The organism is Streptomyces sp. DSM 40750 (assembly GCF_024612035.1).
In the GTDB taxonomy this organism is placed as follows: Bacteria; Actinomycetota; Actinomycetes; order Streptomycetales; family Streptomycetaceae; genus Streptomyces.
In genome coordinates this window covers 8,440,505-8,456,969 of the sequence record NZ_CP102513.1, presented here as the reverse complement: position 1 = coordinate 8,456,969, position 16,465 = coordinate 8,440,505, and the positions used below count along the sequence as shown (strand labels likewise).

17 protein-coding genes are annotated in these 16,465 nt (G+C 71.1%); 13 read left to right on the top strand and 4 right to left on the bottom strand.

What is annotated here, in order from left to right:
• Positions 1–113: 113 nt before the first annotated feature.
• The 4 genes from JIX55_RS37530 to JIX55_RS37515 all read left to right on the top strand — a co-directional run bounded on the left by JIX55_RS37530 (position 114) and on the right by JIX55_RS37515 (position 2,938).
• Positions 114–602 (top strand): hypothetical protein, encoded by a 489-nt coding sequence (locus tag JIX55_RS37530; protein ID WP_257567665.1) that lies wholly within the window; start codon positions 114–116, stop codon positions 600–602.
• 177 nt (positions 603–779) lie between these two features.
• The gene (locus JIX55_RS37525; RefSeq protein ID WP_257567664.1) at positions 780–1,463 is read left to right on the top strand and encodes a class F sortase; all 684 of its coding nucleotides are present in this window, start codon (positions 780–782) and stop codon (positions 1,461–1,463) included.
• A 240-nt stretch (positions 1,464–1,703) separates the two neighbouring features.
• Positions 1,704–2,522 (top strand): carbonic anhydrase, encoded by an 819-nt coding sequence (locus tag JIX55_RS37520; protein ID WP_257567663.1) that lies wholly within the window; start codon positions 1,704–1,706, stop codon positions 2,520–2,522.
• Positions 2,523–2,734: 212 nt separating this feature from the next.
• Positions 2,735–2,938 carry a DUF5999 family protein gene (locus JIX55_RS37515; RefSeq protein ID WP_257567662.1) on the top strand — a complete coding sequence of 68 codons (204 nt, stop codon included), beginning with the start codon at positions 2,735–2,737 and terminating at the stop codon, positions 2,936–2,938.
• Positions 2,939–3,008: 70 nt separating this feature from the next.
• Here the strand turns inward: JIX55_RS37515 and JIX55_RS37510 are convergent, their stop codons facing one another.
• Entirely contained in the window at positions 3,009–3,407 is a 399-nt protein-coding gene (locus tag JIX55_RS37510; RefSeq protein ID WP_257567661.1) for a RidA family protein, read from the bottom strand.
• Entirely contained in the window at positions 3,404–4,543 is a 1,140-nt protein-coding gene (locus tag JIX55_RS37505; RefSeq protein WP_257567660.1) for an acyl-CoA dehydrogenase family protein, read from the bottom strand. The genes JIX55_RS37510 and JIX55_RS37505 overlap by 4 nt, the downstream gene beginning before the upstream one ends.
• A gap of 145 nt (positions 4,544–4,688) precedes the next feature.
• On the opposite strand from JIX55_RS37505, the gene JIX55_RS37500 reads away from it, so the two are divergent.
• The 8 genes from JIX55_RS37500 (at position 4,689) to JIX55_RS37465 (ending at position 12,438) form a co-directional block, all read left to right on the top strand.
• Positions 4,689–6,305 carry an AMP-binding protein gene (locus JIX55_RS37500; RefSeq protein WP_257567659.1) on the top strand — a complete coding sequence of 539 codons (1,617 nt, stop codon included), beginning with the start codon at positions 4,689–4,691 and terminating at the stop codon, positions 6,303–6,305.
• 15 nt (positions 6,306–6,320) lie between these two features.
• Positions 6,321–7,148, top strand: a complete 828-nt coding sequence (locus JIX55_RS37495) for a PaaX family transcriptional regulator (RefSeq protein ID WP_257567658.1) — start codon at positions 6,321–6,323, stop codon at positions 7,146–7,148.
• An 84-nt stretch (positions 7,149–7,232) separates the two neighbouring features.
• Positions 7,233–8,126, top strand: coding sequence for a sulfotransferase family protein (locus tag JIX55_RS37490; RefSeq protein WP_257567656.1), 894 nt, complete (start codon positions 7,233–7,235; stop codon positions 8,124–8,126).
• Positions 8,108–8,533: a hypothetical protein gene (locus JIX55_RS37485; RefSeq protein ID WP_257567655.1), complete on the top strand. Its 426-nt coding sequence runs from the start codon at positions 8,108–8,110 to the stop codon at positions 8,531–8,533. The genes JIX55_RS37490 and JIX55_RS37485 overlap by 19 nt, the downstream gene beginning before the upstream one ends.
• The gene (locus JIX55_RS37480) at positions 8,530–9,774 is read left to right on the top strand and encodes a glycosyltransferase family 4 protein (protein ID WP_257567654.1); all 1,245 of its coding nucleotides are present in this window, start codon (positions 8,530–8,532) and stop codon (positions 9,772–9,774) included. The genes JIX55_RS37485 and JIX55_RS37480 overlap by 4 nt, the downstream gene beginning before the upstream one ends.
• The gene (gene cysC, locus JIX55_RS37475; RefSeq protein ID WP_257567653.1) at positions 9,771–10,322 is read left to right on the top strand and encodes an adenylyl-sulfate kinase; all 552 of its coding nucleotides are present in this window, start codon (positions 9,771–9,773) and stop codon (positions 10,320–10,322) included. Before JIX55_RS37480 ends, cysC begins: the two co-directional genes overlap by 4 nt.
• Entirely contained in the window at positions 10,319–11,221 is a 903-nt protein-coding gene (gene cysD, locus JIX55_RS37470) for a sulfate adenylyltransferase subunit CysD (RefSeq protein ID WP_257567651.1), read from the top strand. The genes cysC and cysD overlap by 4 nt, the downstream gene beginning before the upstream one ends.
• 2 nt (positions 11,222–11,223) lie before the next feature.
• Positions 11,224–12,438: a sulfate adenylyltransferase subunit 1 gene (locus tag JIX55_RS37465; protein ID WP_257567650.1), complete on the top strand. Its 1,215-nt coding sequence runs from the start codon at positions 11,224–11,226 to the stop codon at positions 12,436–12,438.
• A 30-nt stretch (positions 12,439–12,468) separates the two neighbouring features.
• On the opposite strand, the gene JIX55_RS37460 is transcribed toward JIX55_RS37465, so the two are convergent.
• Positions 12,469–14,886, bottom strand: coding sequence for a bifunctional salicylyl-CoA 5-hydroxylase/oxidoreductase (locus JIX55_RS37460; protein ID WP_257567649.1), 2,418 nt, complete (start codon positions 14,884–14,886; stop codon positions 12,469–12,471).
• Positions 14,871–15,698: an enoyl-CoA hydratase family protein gene (locus JIX55_RS37455; protein ID WP_257567648.1), complete on the bottom strand. Its 828-nt coding sequence runs from the start codon at positions 15,696–15,698 to the stop codon at positions 14,871–14,873. Before JIX55_RS37455 ends, JIX55_RS37460 begins: the two co-directional genes overlap by 16 nt.
• 290 nt (positions 15,699–15,988) lie before the next feature.
• Here JIX55_RS37455 and JIX55_RS37450 point away from each other — a divergent pair, with 290 nt between their 5' ends.
• Positions 15,989–16,453: an ATP-binding protein gene (locus JIX55_RS37450; protein WP_443046619.1), complete on the top strand. Its 465-nt coding sequence runs from the start codon at positions 15,989–15,991 to the stop codon at positions 16,451–16,453.
• The last annotated feature ends 12 nt before the right edge of the window (positions 16,454–16,465 follow it).

Here is a 16,465-nt window from a genome sequence, read left to right as displayed (position 1 = left end):
GAGCGCCCCGAGTGGTGGCGGCGCGGGATCCGGCTGACGGTGGATCACGTCGGAGCCGGGTCAGGTCAGCTGACGAAGCATCAGCTGCCCGGTTGTGGCGGAAGGACCATCAGATGCGTTCTGCTCGCATGCTTCTGGCTACGGCGGCGGCCACCGCCGTCCTCGCCATCACCGCACCAGGCGCCTACGCCGACGGTGACAAGTGGCACCACGAGGACAACGGCTACAGCAAGGAGCACGACAAGGACAGCAGGCACGACGGACCGCACGGCGGTGTTCACACGGGTGGCGGTGCGCTGACCTCGCTGAAGAACGAGGCGGAGTGGGACTCCGAGCGGTCCGCCAAGCACTCGGACGGCTACAAGGAGGCCGAGCCCACGAAGGAGTCCTGGAACAGCGAAGGTGGCAAGGAGTCCTGGAAGGACAAGAGCGACAAGGAGTCGTGGAAGGGCGACCACGACAAGCCCCACGGCGGTGTGCACACCGGTGGCGGCGGGCTCGCCTCGCCGACGGTGACCGCGGGCGGCATGGCCGTCCTCGCGGTGGCGGGTACGGGCATGTACGCCCTACGGCGCAAGAAGGCCGCCGGAAGCATGGCCTGAGCCATGCCAGGCGGCATACCTGACGCGATAGCAGCCGCGGCCGCCACACCCTGTGTCGTGTGGCGGCCCGGCCGGCTTTCCGCCCGCCCTCCGCCCGTCCGCCCGTCCGCCCGTCCGCCCGGCCATCCGGCCGTCCGTCCGTCCGTCCAGCTGCCGTGCCTAGTGAGGTGGTGTCCGATGGCAGCCCACTCTTCTCCCCCCGGCACCGATCCGGTGCCGACCCGCCATGGCACCCGCGTCAACCTGACCGTGTTGTGCGCCGTGGCCCTCCTGCTCCTGGCGGTGAGTCAGTTCGGCGGCGAGGACTCCTCGTCCGACGCCTCCCCTCCGCCGAACGCCCGGCACGCCCCGCAGGCCACTCTCACTCCCGAGTCGGCCGCCCCCACCGAACGCCCGGAGGAGCGGCGTCAGCCCCGGTCCAGGCCGATCCGTCTGCTCATCCCGAAGATCCGGGTGAGCGCCCCGTTCATCCCCCTCGCCGTCGACCGCTCCGGGCAGCTCGAAGCCCCGCCCGCCGGCGACGTCAACCTCGTCGGCTGGCACGCCGAGGGCGCCGCCCCCGGGGAGCGGGGCACCTCGATCATCGCCGGGCACGTCGACACGGCGACCTCGCCGGCCGTCTTCGCGGAGCTCAGCGAACTGGAGAAAGGGGACGTCTTCCACGTCGTACGCGCCGACCGCAGCAGGGCGACCTTCGTGGTCGACGCCATGGAGACGTTCGAGAAGGACGACTTCCCCGACGAGCGGGTGTACGCCGACGCACCGAGACCCGAGGTCCGGCTGATCACCTGTGCGGGCGACTACGACCGCGCGGCCAAGGACTACACGGAGAACCTGGTGGTCTTCGCGCACCTGGCATGAGTACGCGGGAGTGCACGGGCGGGTGAGGCACGCTCCGGCGTTCCTGGACAGCGGCCGTCGCCTCGACCGGACGGCGACGGCGCTCCCAACCCGTAAGCGAACAACGAGAGACCGTCTGACCAAAAACCCTCCGTCAAGTGGCCAAGAACGATTCAAGGGACGGCCATGATTGATCAACGCTCGTCCATGATTCCGCAACTTGAAGGTTTGAGCGTTTAGCTCGGACGTACGTTCCTGCCCGTGAACTCTGACGCAACATCCAACAGAGGCGACGGCGCCGAGGCGACCGACTCCGCCGACGCCCCGATATCCCACGCGAAGACACGCGGCCGGCGCTCGCTCCTGCGCGCCGCGCTGGCCGGCTCCGCGGTCCTCGGTGGCGGCCTCGCCATCGGCGCCTTCCCCGCCGACGCCGAGCCCGTCTCCAGCAAGACCCGCGCCACCCCCTCGCTCTCCGCCGCCACCCGCACGCGGCCGAGCACGCCCGAAGAGGCGCTGACGGAGCTGTCGAAGGGCAACCGCCGCTGGCGGACCTTCCACCAGCGGCACCCGGACGAGGACGCCGCCCTCCGCAAGGCCCTGACGACCGGTCAGGAGCCCTTCGCCCTCATCCTCGGCTGCATCGACTCCCGCGTCCCCCCGGAGCTGGTCTTCGACCAGGGCCTGGGCGACCTCATGACCGTGCGCAGCGCGGGCGAGGTGCTGGACGAGTCGGTGTTCGGCAGCGTCAAGTACGGTGTCCTCGAACTGGACATCCCGCTGGTCATGGTGCTCGGTCACCAGTCCTGCGGAGCCGTGAAGGCCGCCGTCGCGGCGGACCAGACCGGTGAGGAGCTGCCGAGCCACATCCAGTACATCGCCGACGAGATCGCTCCGGCCATCGACCACAGCGTGGACGGCGACGCCCGGATCGCCGCGACCATCGACGCGAACGTCCGGCTCGTCCGCTCCAAGCTCACTGCCGACTCCGACATCGCCGCCAAGCTGAAGGCGGACGAGGTGGCCGTCGTCGGCGCCCGCTACGACCTGACGACCCAGCGCGTGCACCTGCTCAAGTAAGAGGCCCTGGCAAGGGGAAGACGGCCCCGGTGAGCACACGCCACCGGGGCCGCCTTCGTGCCGCCCGGGGTTATGTCCGCGTCCTGTCACAGCACGTCCGGGTGCTGTCACGTCTCACGGAACGGTCTGGCGATGAGTTCCGGGCACGGGCATCGTCTGTAGTGCGAGGCGGTGACTCGCCGCCGGCACTCACAAAGACGTGGAGGCGCGCCATGTGTTCCCATCAGCCCCTGTGTCCCTCGATCGACAGCACGGACCGCGACGCCGCGCACATCGTCGCCTTCCACCCGGAGCAGGGCTGGAACCTGCTGTGCAACGGGGCGATCGTCTTCGACGACACCGGTGAACTGCTCCCCGACGGCAGCGTGATCGCCCCGCACCGCCCCGTCTTCGGCGAACTGACCACCGCGGCCTGACCCGGCCCTCCTGTACAGACCTCCTGTACGGACCTCCTGCACGACCTTCCTGCACCACCTTCGAGTGCGGCTACGGCAGGACCGCGAAGCCGTCAAGCTCCACCAGAGCCCGCTCGTCCCAGAGCCGTACGACGCCGATCACCGCCATCGCGGGATAGTCCCGGCCCGCCAACCTCCGCCAGACGCGGCCCAGTTGAGGGGCGCGGACCCGATAGTCGGCGACATCCGTCGCGTAGACCGTGACACGGGCGAGGTCGGCCGGTGTGCCGCCGGCGGCCTCCAGCGCGGTGAGCAGATTGCCGAGCGCCCGCTCGAACTGCTCCTCCAGCGTCTCCCCCACGACCTTGCCGTCCGCGTCGAGCGCGGTCTGGCCCGCCAGGAACACGACCCGGGTCCCGGTGGCGACCACGGCGTGCGAGAAGCCGGTGGGCGGTGACAGCTCGGCCGGGTTCACCCGCTCGGCGCTCACGAGGACCTCTCCTCCGACCCGGTCCGCTTGTACAACTCCTTGGCGATGACCGTCCGTTGCACCTCGCTCGCCCCCTCGTAGATGCGCGGCGCCCGCACCTCCCGGTAGAGGTGTTCGAGCAGATGGCCGCGGAGCAGCGCCCGCGCCCCGTGCAGTTGTACGGCGGCGTCGACGACGTACTGCGCGGTCTCCGTGGCCAGCAGCTTGGCCATCGCGGCCCGCCGGGGTACGTCCGGTTCGCCGGAGTCGTACGCCGTCGCCGCCGCGTAGACCATGAGCCGGGCCGCCTCCGTGCGCATCGCCATCTCGGCGACCTGGTGGGCGACCGTCTGAAGGTCCCTCAACCTGCCGCCGAACGCCTGCCGTCGGTCGGTGTGCGCGAGGGTGGCGTCCAGTGCGGCCTCCGCCATGCCGACCGCGAAGGCGCCGACGCTCGGGCGGAAGAGATTGAGGGTGGCCATGGCGACACGGAAGCCGCGGTCGGGTTCACCGAGGACGTCGTCGGCCGTGACGGGTACGGCGTCGAAGTCGAGGGCGCCGATGGGGTGCGGGGAGAGCATGTCGAGCGCGGTGCCGGTGAGGCCGGGGCGGTCGGCCGGGACCAGGAACGCGGTCACGCCACGGGCGCCCGCGTCGGCGGTGGTGCGGGCGAAGACGGTGTAGAGGTCGGCCTCGGGAGCGTTGGAGATCCAGCACTTCTCGCCGGTCAGGCGCCAGCGTCCGGCGCCGTCGGGCTCCGCGCGCAGGGACAGGGCCGCCGCGTCCGAGCCCGCCCCCGGCTCGCTGAGCGCGAAGGCCGCGACCGCGTCGCCGTCACTCACCCGGGTGAGCCAGCGGGCCCGCTGGGCCTCGGTGCCGTGGGCGTGGACCGGGTGGGCGCCCAGCCCCTGGAGGGCCAGTGCCGTCTCGGCCTCCGTGCAGGCGTACGCCAGTGACTCGCGCATCAGACAGAGGTCGAGCGCGCCCGAGGTGAACAGCCGGGAGAGCAGGCCCAGTCGGCCCAGTTCGGCGACGAGGGGGCGGTTGACGTGGCCGGGCTCGCCCTTGTCGGCGAGGGGGCGCAGGCGTTCGGCGGCCAGGGTGCGCAGTTCGGCACGCCAGGCGAGTTGTGCCGGTTCGAGCGAGAATGCGGTCATTGCCGGTCCCTTCTCCCTCAGGGGGCCACTGCCGAGGCTATCGCGAACTGTTGACTGCCGTCACCAAGGCGATACGCTCGCTGATGCGAGCCCACCACGACATGCGAGCCCACTTCGGCAGGGACCACAGCAGGGGGCGAACGTCATGAATTCCAGGGTCACCGCCCATATCGACACCTTCGCCCGGGACCGTCTCCCACCTCCGGACCAGTGGCCCGAGCTGTCCTTCGACCTCCCCGAGCTGCGCTACCCGGACCGCCTCAACGCCGCCGCCGAACTGCTCGACGGCGGCGACCCCGGCCGGCCCGTCTTCCGCACCCCCGCCGGGGACACCTGGACGTACGGCGAACTCCGCGCCCGTGTCGACCGGATCGCCCACGCTCTGACGTCCACGCTCGGCGTCGTCCCCGGCAACCGGGTCCTGCTGCGCGGGCCCACCACGCCCTGGCTGGCCGCGTGCTGGCTGGCGGTGCTCAAGGCGGGGGCGGTCGCGGTGACGGTGCTCGCGCAGCAACGGCCGTACGAACTGGCGACGGTCTGTGAGCTGGCGCGGGTGTCGCACGCGCTGTGCGACATACGGTCCGTGGACGACCTCACGAAGGCGGACGTCCCGGGGCTCCGGATCACCACGTACGGCGGGGACGGGCCCGACGACCTGCTCGGCCTGCCGTCGGCGAACGGGGCGCGGGAGCCGTACGAGGCGGTCGCCACGGCGGCCGACGACGTGGCGCTGATCGCGTTCACGTCCGGCACGACCGGGCGGCCGAAGGGGTGTCTGCACTTCCACCGGGACGTGCTGGCGGTCGCGGACACCTTTTCGAAGCATGTGCTGCGCCCCCGGGCGGACGACGTGTTCGCCGGGTCTCCCCCGCTCGGCTTCACCTTCGGCCTCGGCGGGCTCGTCGTCTTCCCGATGCGGGCCGGGGCCAGCGCCCTGCTGCTCGAACAGGCGGGCCCCAGGCAGTTGCTCCCTGCGGTCGCGGAGCACGGGGTGTCGGTGCTGTTCACCGCGCCGACGGCGTACCGGTCGATGCTGGGCGAACTGAACGGGGCGGACGGGTACGACATCTCGTCGCTCCGGCGGTGTGTGTCGGCGGGCGAGAACCTGCCCGAGGCCACCTGGCGGGCCTGGCACGAGCGGACCGGGCTGCGGATCATCAACGGCATCGGCGCGACCGAGCTGCTGCACATCTTCATCGCCGCGGCCGACGAGTCCATCCGGCCGGGGACGACGGGGGTGCCCGTACCGGGGTGGCAGGCGCGCGTGCAGGACGCCGACGGAGTGCCGGTGCCCGACGGGGAGCAGGGGCTGCTCGCCGTACGGGGGCCGGTGGGATGCCGTTATCTGGCGGACGAGCGGCAGCGGGAGTACGTACGGGGCGGCTGGAATGTCACGGGTGACACGTATGTCCGCGAGCCGGACGGGTACTTCCGCTATGTCGCGCGCGCCGACGACATGATCATTTCGGCCGGTTACAACATCGCGGGCCCCGAGGTCGAGGAGGCCCTGCTGCGCCATCCGGACGTGGTGGAGGCGGCCGTGGTGGGGCGGCCGGACGAGGCACGCGGGCAGGTCGTCGTCGCGTATGTGGTCGTCGGGGCGGGAGTCGCCCGGGACGGCGACATGCTCCGCGCGTTCCTCAAGTCGGAGCTGGCACCGTACAAGTGTCCGAGGGAAATCGTGTTCCTGGACGCGCTGCCGCGCACGGCGACCGGCAAACTCCAGCGGTTCCGACTGCGCACCCTAGGTGACCAGCAGTGATGCCGAAGACCTAAAATGATCAACGTGTCCGAACAGCACGCACCACGTTCGCTCATCGTCACCTTCTACGGCGCGTACGGCCGTTCGGTGCCGGGTCCCGTGCCCGTCTCCGAGCTGATCCGGCTGCTCGCCGCGGTCGGTGTCGACGCGCCCTCCGTCCGCTCCTCGGTGTCCCGGCTGAAGCGGCGCGGACTGCTGCTTCCGGCCCGCACGGCGGCGGGGGCGGCCGGGTACGCGCTGTCGCAGGACGCGCGGCAGCTGCTCGAGGACGGCGACCGGCGGATCTACGCGACGGCACCGGAGCAGGACGAGGGCTGGGTACTGGCCGTGTTCTCCGTGCCGGAGTCGGAGCGGCAGAAGCGGCATGTGCTGCGTTCCCGGCTGGCCGGACTCGGCTTCGGCACGGCCGCCCCGGGCGTGTGGATCGCGCCGGCCCGCCTGTACGAGGAGACCCGGCACACCCTGACCCGGCTGCGGCTCGACCCGTACGTGGACCTGTTCCGGGGCGAGCACCTGGGGTTCGCGGCGACCGCCGAGGCGGTGGCCCGCTGGTGGGACCTGGCCGGGATCGCCAAGCAGCACGAGGCGTTCCTCGACCGGCACGGGCCGGTGCTGCACGGCTGGGAGCACCGCGCCGACACCCCGCCGGAGGCGGCGTACCGCGACTATCTGCTGGCCCTGGACTCCTGGCGCCATCTGCCGTACGCAGACCCCGGGCTGCCCGCCGCGCTGCTGCCGGCGGACTGGCCGGGCGTCCGCTCGGCGGCCGTGTTCCGGGCGCTGCACGCGCGCCTGCGGGACGCGGGGGCGGCGTTCGCCGGGGTGATCACCAATGAAACTTAACGATACGTAACAATCACGTTCACTAAGGGAACGCTCAGGGTTCTACTTCAATCTTCTCAGAATCCTTACTTACCATCCTGACGCATGAGTCTCATGCGCAACCTGAACCGGGCACTCACCGCCACCACCGGTCTGCAAGTACGCAAGGCCGCCCCGGCCGCACCCGCCGCGCCCAAGGCCGCGGCACCCAAGCCGGCCGCGAAGAGGCCCACGGCGGTGTACCGATGTCCGGCTCCCGAGGACCTCGCCACGGACCGGTTGCTGAGGCAGCCGGTCTTCATCATGTCTCCCGTGCGCTCCGGCTCCACGCTGCTGCGGATGCTGATGAACGCGCACTCGCGGCTGCACTCCCCGCACGAACTGCACATACGCCGGCTGGAGGTCGGCTACGGCAGCAAGTTGTCGCAGAAGGCGATGAGCACCCTCGACCTGGAGCGCGGTGACCTGGAGCATCTGCTGTGGGACCGGGTCATGCACCGGGAACTGGTGAAGTCGGGCAAGGACTTCGTCGTCGAGAAGACCCCGAGCAACGCCTTCGTGTACGAGCGCATCCGGGACTGCTGGCCCGACGCCCGCTTCGTCTTCCTCCTGCGTCACCCGGTCTCCATCGCCCAGTCGTGGCACGAGGGCGACCCCGACAAGCGCACCTACGACGAGGCCGCGGCCGACGCGCTGCGCTACATGAAGGCCGTCGACCGGGCCCGCGAGGGACTCACGGGCCACACCGTGCGCTACGAGGACATCACCGCCGACCCCGAGAAGGAGATGCGGCGGCTCTGCCTGTTCCTCGACGTCGACTTCGAGCCGGCCATGCTCGACTACGGCAGGAAGGCCGACGCCCAGGTCGTCAAGGGTCTCGGCGACTGGCGCGACAAGATCAAGACCGGTCAGGTGCAGGCCGGGCGCGCGCTCCCCACCGAGGACGACATCCCGGAGATCCTCCGGCCGATGTGTCAGGCGTGGGGCTACAGCGAGTGAAGCCGCACGCCGAGATAGCCGAGGTCTGGCCGCGTGACGGGCACATAAGACTCGTCGGACGCATCCACGGGGTCCCCGCGGACGGGACCTGGCAGCTGGTCCTCACCCGCCGCGCCCACGCCGACCGCCGGCTGCGCTACGCCGCCGACGTCAAGGGCGACCGCTTCGAGAGCGAACTGCCCGTCGGCGACCTCGCCGCCACCGACTACGCGCCCGTCGAGGAGTGGGACGTCCACCTCACCGACGGTGAGGCGGAACTGCGCGCCGGGAAGCACCTCGACGACGTGCGCGGCAAGAAGAAGATCTTCGTGTATCCGGAGCAGCGCATCGGGGACCTCGGCGTGCGCCCCTACTACACGATCAAGGACAACCTGTCTCTGGAGTGCCGCACGGGAGGCTCCGCATGACCGACCGCCGTCCGCTCCCCCAACGCCCCCGCGTCCGGTATCTGCTGCTGCACGCGTACGGCCGGGGCGGCACCATCCGCACGGTGATGAACCAGGCCAACTCCCTCGTGGCGGCGGGCTGGAACGTGGAGATCGTCAGCGCGGTGCGCCGCCGCGACGACATCCAGTTCCCCCTCGACCCCCGGGTGACGGTCTCCACGGTCGTCGACCTGCGCGAGGACGCCTACACCCCGCCGTCCGGCCTGGTCGCCCGCTGGCGCGACCGCAGGCGCGGCGAGCTGCTGGACGCGCCCGCCCGGCACATCCCGAAGGGCGAGTTCGGCTACCGCTACTTCAACCGGTACGTCGAGGACCTGCTCATCGCGTACCTGCGGTCGCTGACCGACGGCATCCTGGTGACCACCCGGCCCGCCCTGAACTTCCTCTCCGCCGAGCACGCCACCAGCGGTGTCGTCCGGGTCGCCCAGGAGCACATGAACCTCGGCACCCACAAGCGGGACGTGCGGCAGCGCATCCAGGAGACGTACCCGCGCTTCGCCACGGTCGCCGTGCTCACCGAGCGCGACCGCGACGAGTACGCCGAACTCCTCCCCGGCACCCGGGTCATCCGCATCCCCAACGCCGTGCACTCCCTCGACCAGGTCCCCGCCACCCCCACGTCGAAGATCGCGGTGGCGGCCGGCCGGCTCTTCCCGCAGAAGGGCTTCGACCTGCTGATCCCGGCCTGGGCGAAGCTCGTCGAGGCGTACCCCGACTGGAAGCTGAGAATTTACGGCAGCGGCGAGAAGAAGTCGGAACTTCGCAACCTGATCGAAGAACACCATCTCTACAATCACGTCTTCCTCATGGGACACACCGACCGCTTGGACGACGAACTCGCCAAGGCCTCCTTCTACGTGCTCAGCTCACGCTTCGAAGGACTGCCGATGGTGATGATCGAGGCGATGAGCCACGCCCTTCCCGTGGTGAGCTTCGACTGCCCGACCGGCCCCGCCGACGTGCTGACGCACGGCGTCGACGGGCTCCTCGTCGCACCCGAGGACCCGGACGCGCTCGCCGACGCCATGGCCAAGCTGATGGCCGACGAGGTGCTGCGCGCCGACATGGGCGTGGCCGCGGTCCTCACGGCCGCCTCGTACGGCCCGGACGCCGTCCATCACCGCTGGGAATCCCTCTTCACCTCCCTCCACGAACAACGGCACGGCACCGCCGCCGGCGCCGCGAAAGGAACACACGCATGACCACCTCGTCCAGGGCTCAGGGAGCCACGGTCTGGCTCACCGGCCTGCCGAGCGCGGGCAAGACCACGATCGCCCGCGTCCTCGCCGGCCGGCTGCGGTCCGAGGGGCACCGAGTGGAGGTCCTCGACGGTGACGAGATCCGCCGCTTCCTCTCCGCCGGCCTCGGCTTCTCCCGCGAGGACCGCAACACCAACGTCCAGCGCATCGGTCTGGTCGCCGAGGTCCTCGCCCGCAACGGCGTGCTGTCCATCGTCCCCGTCATCGCGCCGTACGCCGACAGCCGCGAGGCCGTCCGCAAGCGCCACGACGTGAGCGGCACCCCGTACGTCGAGGTGCATGTCGCCACCCCCGTCGAGGTGTGCAGCCAGCGCGACGTGAAGGGTCTGTACGCCCGTCAGGCCGCCGGCCAGCTCAAGGGCCTGACCGGTGTCGACGACCCGTACGAGCCGCCGACCGACCCCGCGCTCGTGCTCCCGACGCAGGACCAGACGCCCGACGAATCGGCCGCGTCCGTGTACGCGCTGCTGGCGGACCGAGGTCTCGTATGACCGTCCACACCCTGTCCCACCTGGACGCGCTGGAGTCCGAGGCCGTCCACATCCTCCGCGAGGTGGCGGGTGAGTTCGAGCGGCCGGTGATCCTCTTCTCCGGCGGCAAGGACTCCATCGTCATGCTGCACCTGGCGCTGAAGGCGTTCGCGCCCGCGCCGGTGCCGTTCTCGCTGCTGCACGTGGACACCGGGCACAACTTCCCGGAGGTGCTGGAGTACCGCGACCGTACGGTGGCCGCGCATGGGCTTCGGTTGCATGTCGCCTCGGTGCAGGACTACATCGACCGGGGTGTGCTGCGCGAACGCCCCGACGGGACCCGGAACCCCCTCCAGACCGTGCCGTTGACCGAGAAGATCCAGAGCGAGCGCTTCGACGCCGTCTTCGGTGGCGGCCGCCGCGACGAGGAGAAGGCGCGCGCCAAGGAGCGGGTGTTCTCGCTGCGGGACGAGTTCTCGCAGTGGGATCCGCGGCGGCAGCGGCCGGAGCTGTGGCAGCTGTACAACGGGCGGCACGCTCCTGGGGAGCATGTGCGTGTCTTCCCGCTCTCCAACTGGACCGAGCTGGACGTCTGGCAGTACATCGCCCGGGAGGGCATCGAGCTGCCGGAGATCTACTTCGCCCACCACCGCGAGGTCTTCCTGCGGGGCGGAATGTGGCTGACCGCCGGTGAGTGGGGCGGGCCGCGCGGATACGAGACGGCCGAGAAGCGGCAGGTGCGGTACCGGACGGTCGGTGACATGTCCTGCACGGGTGCCGTGGATTCGGACGCGACCACGCTGGACGCCGTGATCGCCGAGATCGCGGCCTCCCGGCTGACCGAGCGGGGTGCGACGCGCGCCGACGACAGGATGTCCGAGGCCGCGATGGAAGACCGTAAACGCGAGGGGTACTTCTAAGCATGAGCACGACGACCATCGACACCCTTCGCTTCGCCACCGCCGGGTCGGTCGACGACGGCAAGTCCACGCTCGTCGGGCGGCTGCTGCACGACTCCAAGTCGGTCCTCGCGGACCAGTGGGAGGCGGTCGAGCGGGTCTCCGCCGGCCGTGGGCAGGAGGCCCCGGATCTCGCGCTGCTGACCGACGGTCTGCGGGCCGAGCGGGAGCAGGGCATCACCATCGACGTGGCGTACCGCTACTTCGCCACGGCCCGGCGGCGGTTCATCCTCGCCGACACCCCCGGGCATGTGCAGTACACCCGCAACATGGTGACGGGTGCCTCCACCGCCGAGCTGGCGATCGTCCTGGTCGACGCGCGCAACGGGGTCGTCGAGCAGACGCTCCGCCACGCGGCCGTCGCGGCGCTGCTGCGCGTGCCGCACGTGGTCCTCGCGGTCAACAAGATGGACCTCGTCGGGTACGAGGAGAAGGAGTTCCGGCGGATCGTCGAGGACTTCGCGCGGCACGCGGACGAGCTGGGGCTGCCCGGCTTCACGTCGATCCCCGTCTCGGCGCTGGTCGGTGACAACGTCGTCGAGCGGTCCGGGCACATGGACTGGTACGACGGGCCCGCGCTGCTGGAGTTCCTGGAGACCGTGCCGGTGGGGGTGGAGGCCGCGGACGCACCGGCCCGCTTCCCCGTGCAGTACGTGATCCGGCACGAAGAAGTCCGGTACTACGCCGGGCAGTTGGTGTCGGGGGCGCTGCGGGTGGGTGACCGGGTGACGGTCCATCCGTCGGGCGAGACCTCCGAGATCACGGGGATCGACGTCCTGGGTGAGACGGCGGAGGCCGCGTACGCCCCGCAGTCGATCAGTGTCCGGCTGGCGGACCAGCGGGACATCTCCCGAGGGGACATGATCACGGCCGGTGCGACTGACGCGCCGGTCCTCACACAGGACGTCCGCGCCGCCGTCTGCCACCTCGCGGAGCGGCCGCTGCGGGTGGGCGACCGCGTGCTGGTCCGGCACACGACCCGAACCGTCAAGGCCGTCGTCAAAGACCTCGGCGGCTTCCCCGAGCTGACCACGAACGACCTCGGCCGGGTTGTGCTGCGCACGGCCGAGCCGTTGGCCCTGGACGACTACGCGGCCGTGCGGCGCACCGGGGCGTTCCTTCTGGTCGACCCGGCGGACGGGGCGACGCTGACGGCGGGGATGGTCGAGTCGGCGTAGCACCCGCGGCCGCACGGGGCCGGCCGGTCCTCACCTTCCCAACGTCAGCCGGGGCCTGGGGGCGTCCGTGCGGCCCGTGTTGGGGCGGCGGCTGCCCGCTCGGTAGGGGGCGGGCCAGGTGACGGCCGGGCCCGCGTAGCCCTGTTCGGTGGCCGCGTGGAGGGTCCAGTGGGGGTCGTACAGGTGGGGGCGGCCCAGGGCGCAGAGGTCGGTGCGGCCCGCCAGGATCAGGGAGTTGACGTCGTCCCAGGAGGAGATGGCGCCGACGGCGATGACCGGCACCCCCACCTCGTGCCGGATACGGTCCGCGAACGGCGTCTGGTACGAGCGCCCGTACTCGGGGTGCTCGTCGGCGACGACCTGCCCGGTCGAGACGTCGATCGCGTCGGCGCCGTGCGCGGCGAAGGCGCGGGCGATCTCGACGGCGTCCTCCGCGGTGGTGCCCCCGTCGGCCCAGTCGGTCGCGGAGATACGCACGGTCATGGGCCGCTCCTCGGGCCACACCGACCGTACGGCGTCGAAGACCTCGAGGGGGAAGCGCAACCGGCGGTCCAGTGAACCCCCGTAGCGGTCGGTGCGCCGGTTCGTCAGCGGTGAGAGGAAGCCGGAGAGCAGGTAGCCGTGCGCGCAGTGGAGTTCGAGGAGATCGAAGCCGCTGCGGGCGGCACGGCAGGCTGCGGAGCTGAACTGCTCGCGAACATCGGTGAGTTGGGCACGGGACAGCTCGCGCGGAGTTTGGTTGCCCGGCTTGTACGGGATCGGGGAGGCCGCCGTCAGGGGCCAGTTGTCCGCGTCCAGGGGCTCGTCGATGCCCTCCCACATCAGCTTCGTCGAGCCCTTGCGGCCGGAGTGGCCCAACTGGACGCCGATGGCCGTGCCCGGCGCCTGCGCGTGCACGAACGTCACCGTGCGGCGCCAGGCGTCGGCCTGCCGGGAGTTCCAGAGCCCGGCACAGCCCGGGGTGATCCGGCCCTCGGGGCTGACGCACACCATCTCGGTCATCACGAGCCCGGCGCCGCCGAGGGCGCGGGCGCCCAGGTGGACGAGGTGGAAGTCGCCGGGGACGCCGTCGGCCGCCGAGTACATGTCCATGGGGGAGACGACGACACGGTTGCGCAGGGTCAGGCCGCGCAGCCGGAACGGGGTGAACATCGGAGGCGTTCCCGGTGGGCAGCCGAACTCGCGTTCCACGTCGCCGGTGAAGTACGCGTCACGGAGGCGGAGGTTGTCGTGGGTGACGCGGCGGCTGCGGGTGAGGAGGTTGAAGGCGAACTGCCGGGCGGGCTGGCCGAGATAGAGCCCGATGTTCTCGAACCACTCCAGGCTGGCCCGCGCCGCGCGCTGTGTGGAGGCGACGACCGGGCGCCGCTCCTTCTCGTACGCCGCCAACGCCCTTTCCAGATCGGGCTGTTCCTCCAGACAGGCGGCCAGCGCCAGCGCGTCCTCGACGGCCAGCTTCGTACCGGAGCCGATGGAGAAGTGCGCGGTGTGCGCGGCGTCGCCGAGCAGCACCAGATTGCCGTGCGACCAGCGCTCGTTGACGACCGTGCGGAAGGTGGTCCAGGTGGAGTTGTTGGAGCGCAGGGGGCGTCCGCCGAGCGCGTCCGCGAAGAGTTTCGCGCACCGCTCGACCGACTCCCGCTCGTCCGTGCGGTCGAACCCGGCGGCCCGCCACACCTCCTCGCGCATCTCCACGATGACGGTGGACGCACCGAATTGATCCTGCGGCCCGGAGGGCCTCGTTGAGGGGTGGTGGTCGGGTGACGGGCGGGCATAGGGGTAGCCGTGCAGCTGCATCACGCCGTGTTCGGTCTCGGCGATCTCGAAGCGGAACGCCTCGAAGGCGAAGTCCGCGGCGAGCCAGATGTAGCGGCAGCGGTGTTCCTCGACGGCCGGGCGGAAGACCTCGGCGTACGCCTCGCGCGTGGCACTGTGCACGCCGTCCGCCGCTATGACCAGGTCGTAGGCGTCGCAGAGCAGGGCCGGGTGAGGGGCCTGCGTGCGGAAGCGGAGTTCGACGCCGAGTGCGTGGCAGCGGTCGTGCAGGATCTGGAGGAGTCTGCGGCGGCCCAGCGCGGCGAAGCCGTGTCCTCCGGAGGTGTGGCGGGTGTTCCGGTGGACGATGTCGATGTCGTCCCAGCGGGTGAAGTGTGTGCGCAGGGCCTCGTAGACCACTGGGTCGGCGTGTTCTATGCCGCCCAGGGTTTCGTCGGAGAGGACCACTCCGAAGCCGAAGGTGTCGTTGGGGGCGTTGCGTTCCCAGACGGTTATCTCACGGGACGGGTCGAGACGTTTGAGGAGGGCGGCGGCGTAGAGGCCGCCGGGGCCGCCGCCGATGACGGCGATGCGTCGGGGGTGGCTGGTCCTGGCGGGCGGCTGCGGGTTGTCTGTGGCTGGTCGCGCGGTTCCCCGCGCCCCTGAGGTCGGAGCGGTCACCGTCCGCTCCATTTCGGGGGCCGCTTCTCCGTGAACGCCGCATGGAACTCGGTGTAGTCCTCCCCTGTCATGAGGAGGGCCTGGGTGGCCGCGTCCAGCTCCACGGCTGCCGACAGCGGCATGTCCAGTTCTGCCGTCAGGAGCGCCTTGGTCTGGGCGTACGCCAGGGCCGGGCCCTCCGCCAGGCGACGGGCCAACTCCTGCGCGGCCTCATCGGCGCTGCCCTCGTCCGCGAGCCGGCTGATGAGGCCGATGCGTTCGGCCTCGGGGGCGCGGACGGGTTCGCCGAGCATGAGGAGGCGGGTGGCGTGGCCCAGGCCGACCACGCGGGGCAGCAGGTACGCGGCGCCCATGTCGCCGCCGGACAGGCCCACGCGGGTGAAGAGGAAGGAGAAGCGGGCGGTGGGGTCGGCGACGCGGAAGTCGGCGGCCAGGGCCAGGACCGCGCCGGCGCCCGCCGCCACACCGTGCACGGCGGCGATCACCGGGAACGGGCACTCGCGCACGGCCCGCACGACCTGCCCGGTCATCCGGTTGAAGTCGAGCAACTGGGCGGTGTCCATGGCGAGGGTGGCGCCGATGATCTCGTCGACGTCGCCGCCGGAGCAGAAACCGCGCCCGTCGCCGGCCAGCACCAGGGCCCGTACGGACTTCTCCCGGGAGAGTTCGGCGAGCAGATCGCGCAGGTCGGCGTAGGCGCCGAAGGTGAGGGCGTTGAGCTTCTCGGGGCGGGCGAGGGTGACGGTGGCGACACCGTCGGTGATCGCGCACCTCAGATGCCGCCAGTCGGCGGTGCGGGCGGCGGAGCCGGTGAAGGGACTCATGACGGGCGGCCTCCTCGGGGGCTACCTCGACGCTGCGGCTACTTCCCTACCCCATGAAGCTATCACTGATATCTGACCGTCGTCACGAGTGCGCGATAGGCCGTTGGTGGCGTCCGTGACTCGGTCACGGACGTTCGACAGGCCGGTAACGACGGGCTCCGTCGTGCGCGGCGGAGCGTTGGTGTGGGTAGACCGCCTGGCAACGGGGCCCGACGGTCCCGTACGGCGCCCGCCGAGCGACCCCGCCGGTCCGCGCCGTACCATTCGTCACGCTGAAAGCAGGACGACCCATGACCTGCTCCATGAACGGATCCACCGCCTTGCAAGAACCCTCCGCCCCCGCCTCGTGGCGCATCGCGCTGCCGCACACCGCCGCGGCCGTGCCGGTGGCCCGCGCGTTGGTCCGTACGGCGATGACCGAGCTGGAGCACGGGGCGGACTGCGACACGGCGGAGCTGCTCACGGCGGAGCTGGTCGCGAACGCGGTCGAGCACGCGACCGGGGACGGGCCCATAGAGCTGGTCGTCGAGCTGCTGCCGTCCGGCTGCAAGGTGGAGGTCCACGACCCCGACCCGGCGCCCCCGGGCGACCTCACCACCCCGGGCCACATCGAGCCCGACCCCTGGCAGGAACACGGCCGCGGCCTCCTCCTCATCCGCGCCCTCAGCTCCGCCTGCGGCCACCGCCCCACGGGCTCCGGCAAGGCGGTGTGGTTCCGACTGCCGACGGTGCCGCCACAGCGCCGCCACGCATAGGTCCGGTGTCTT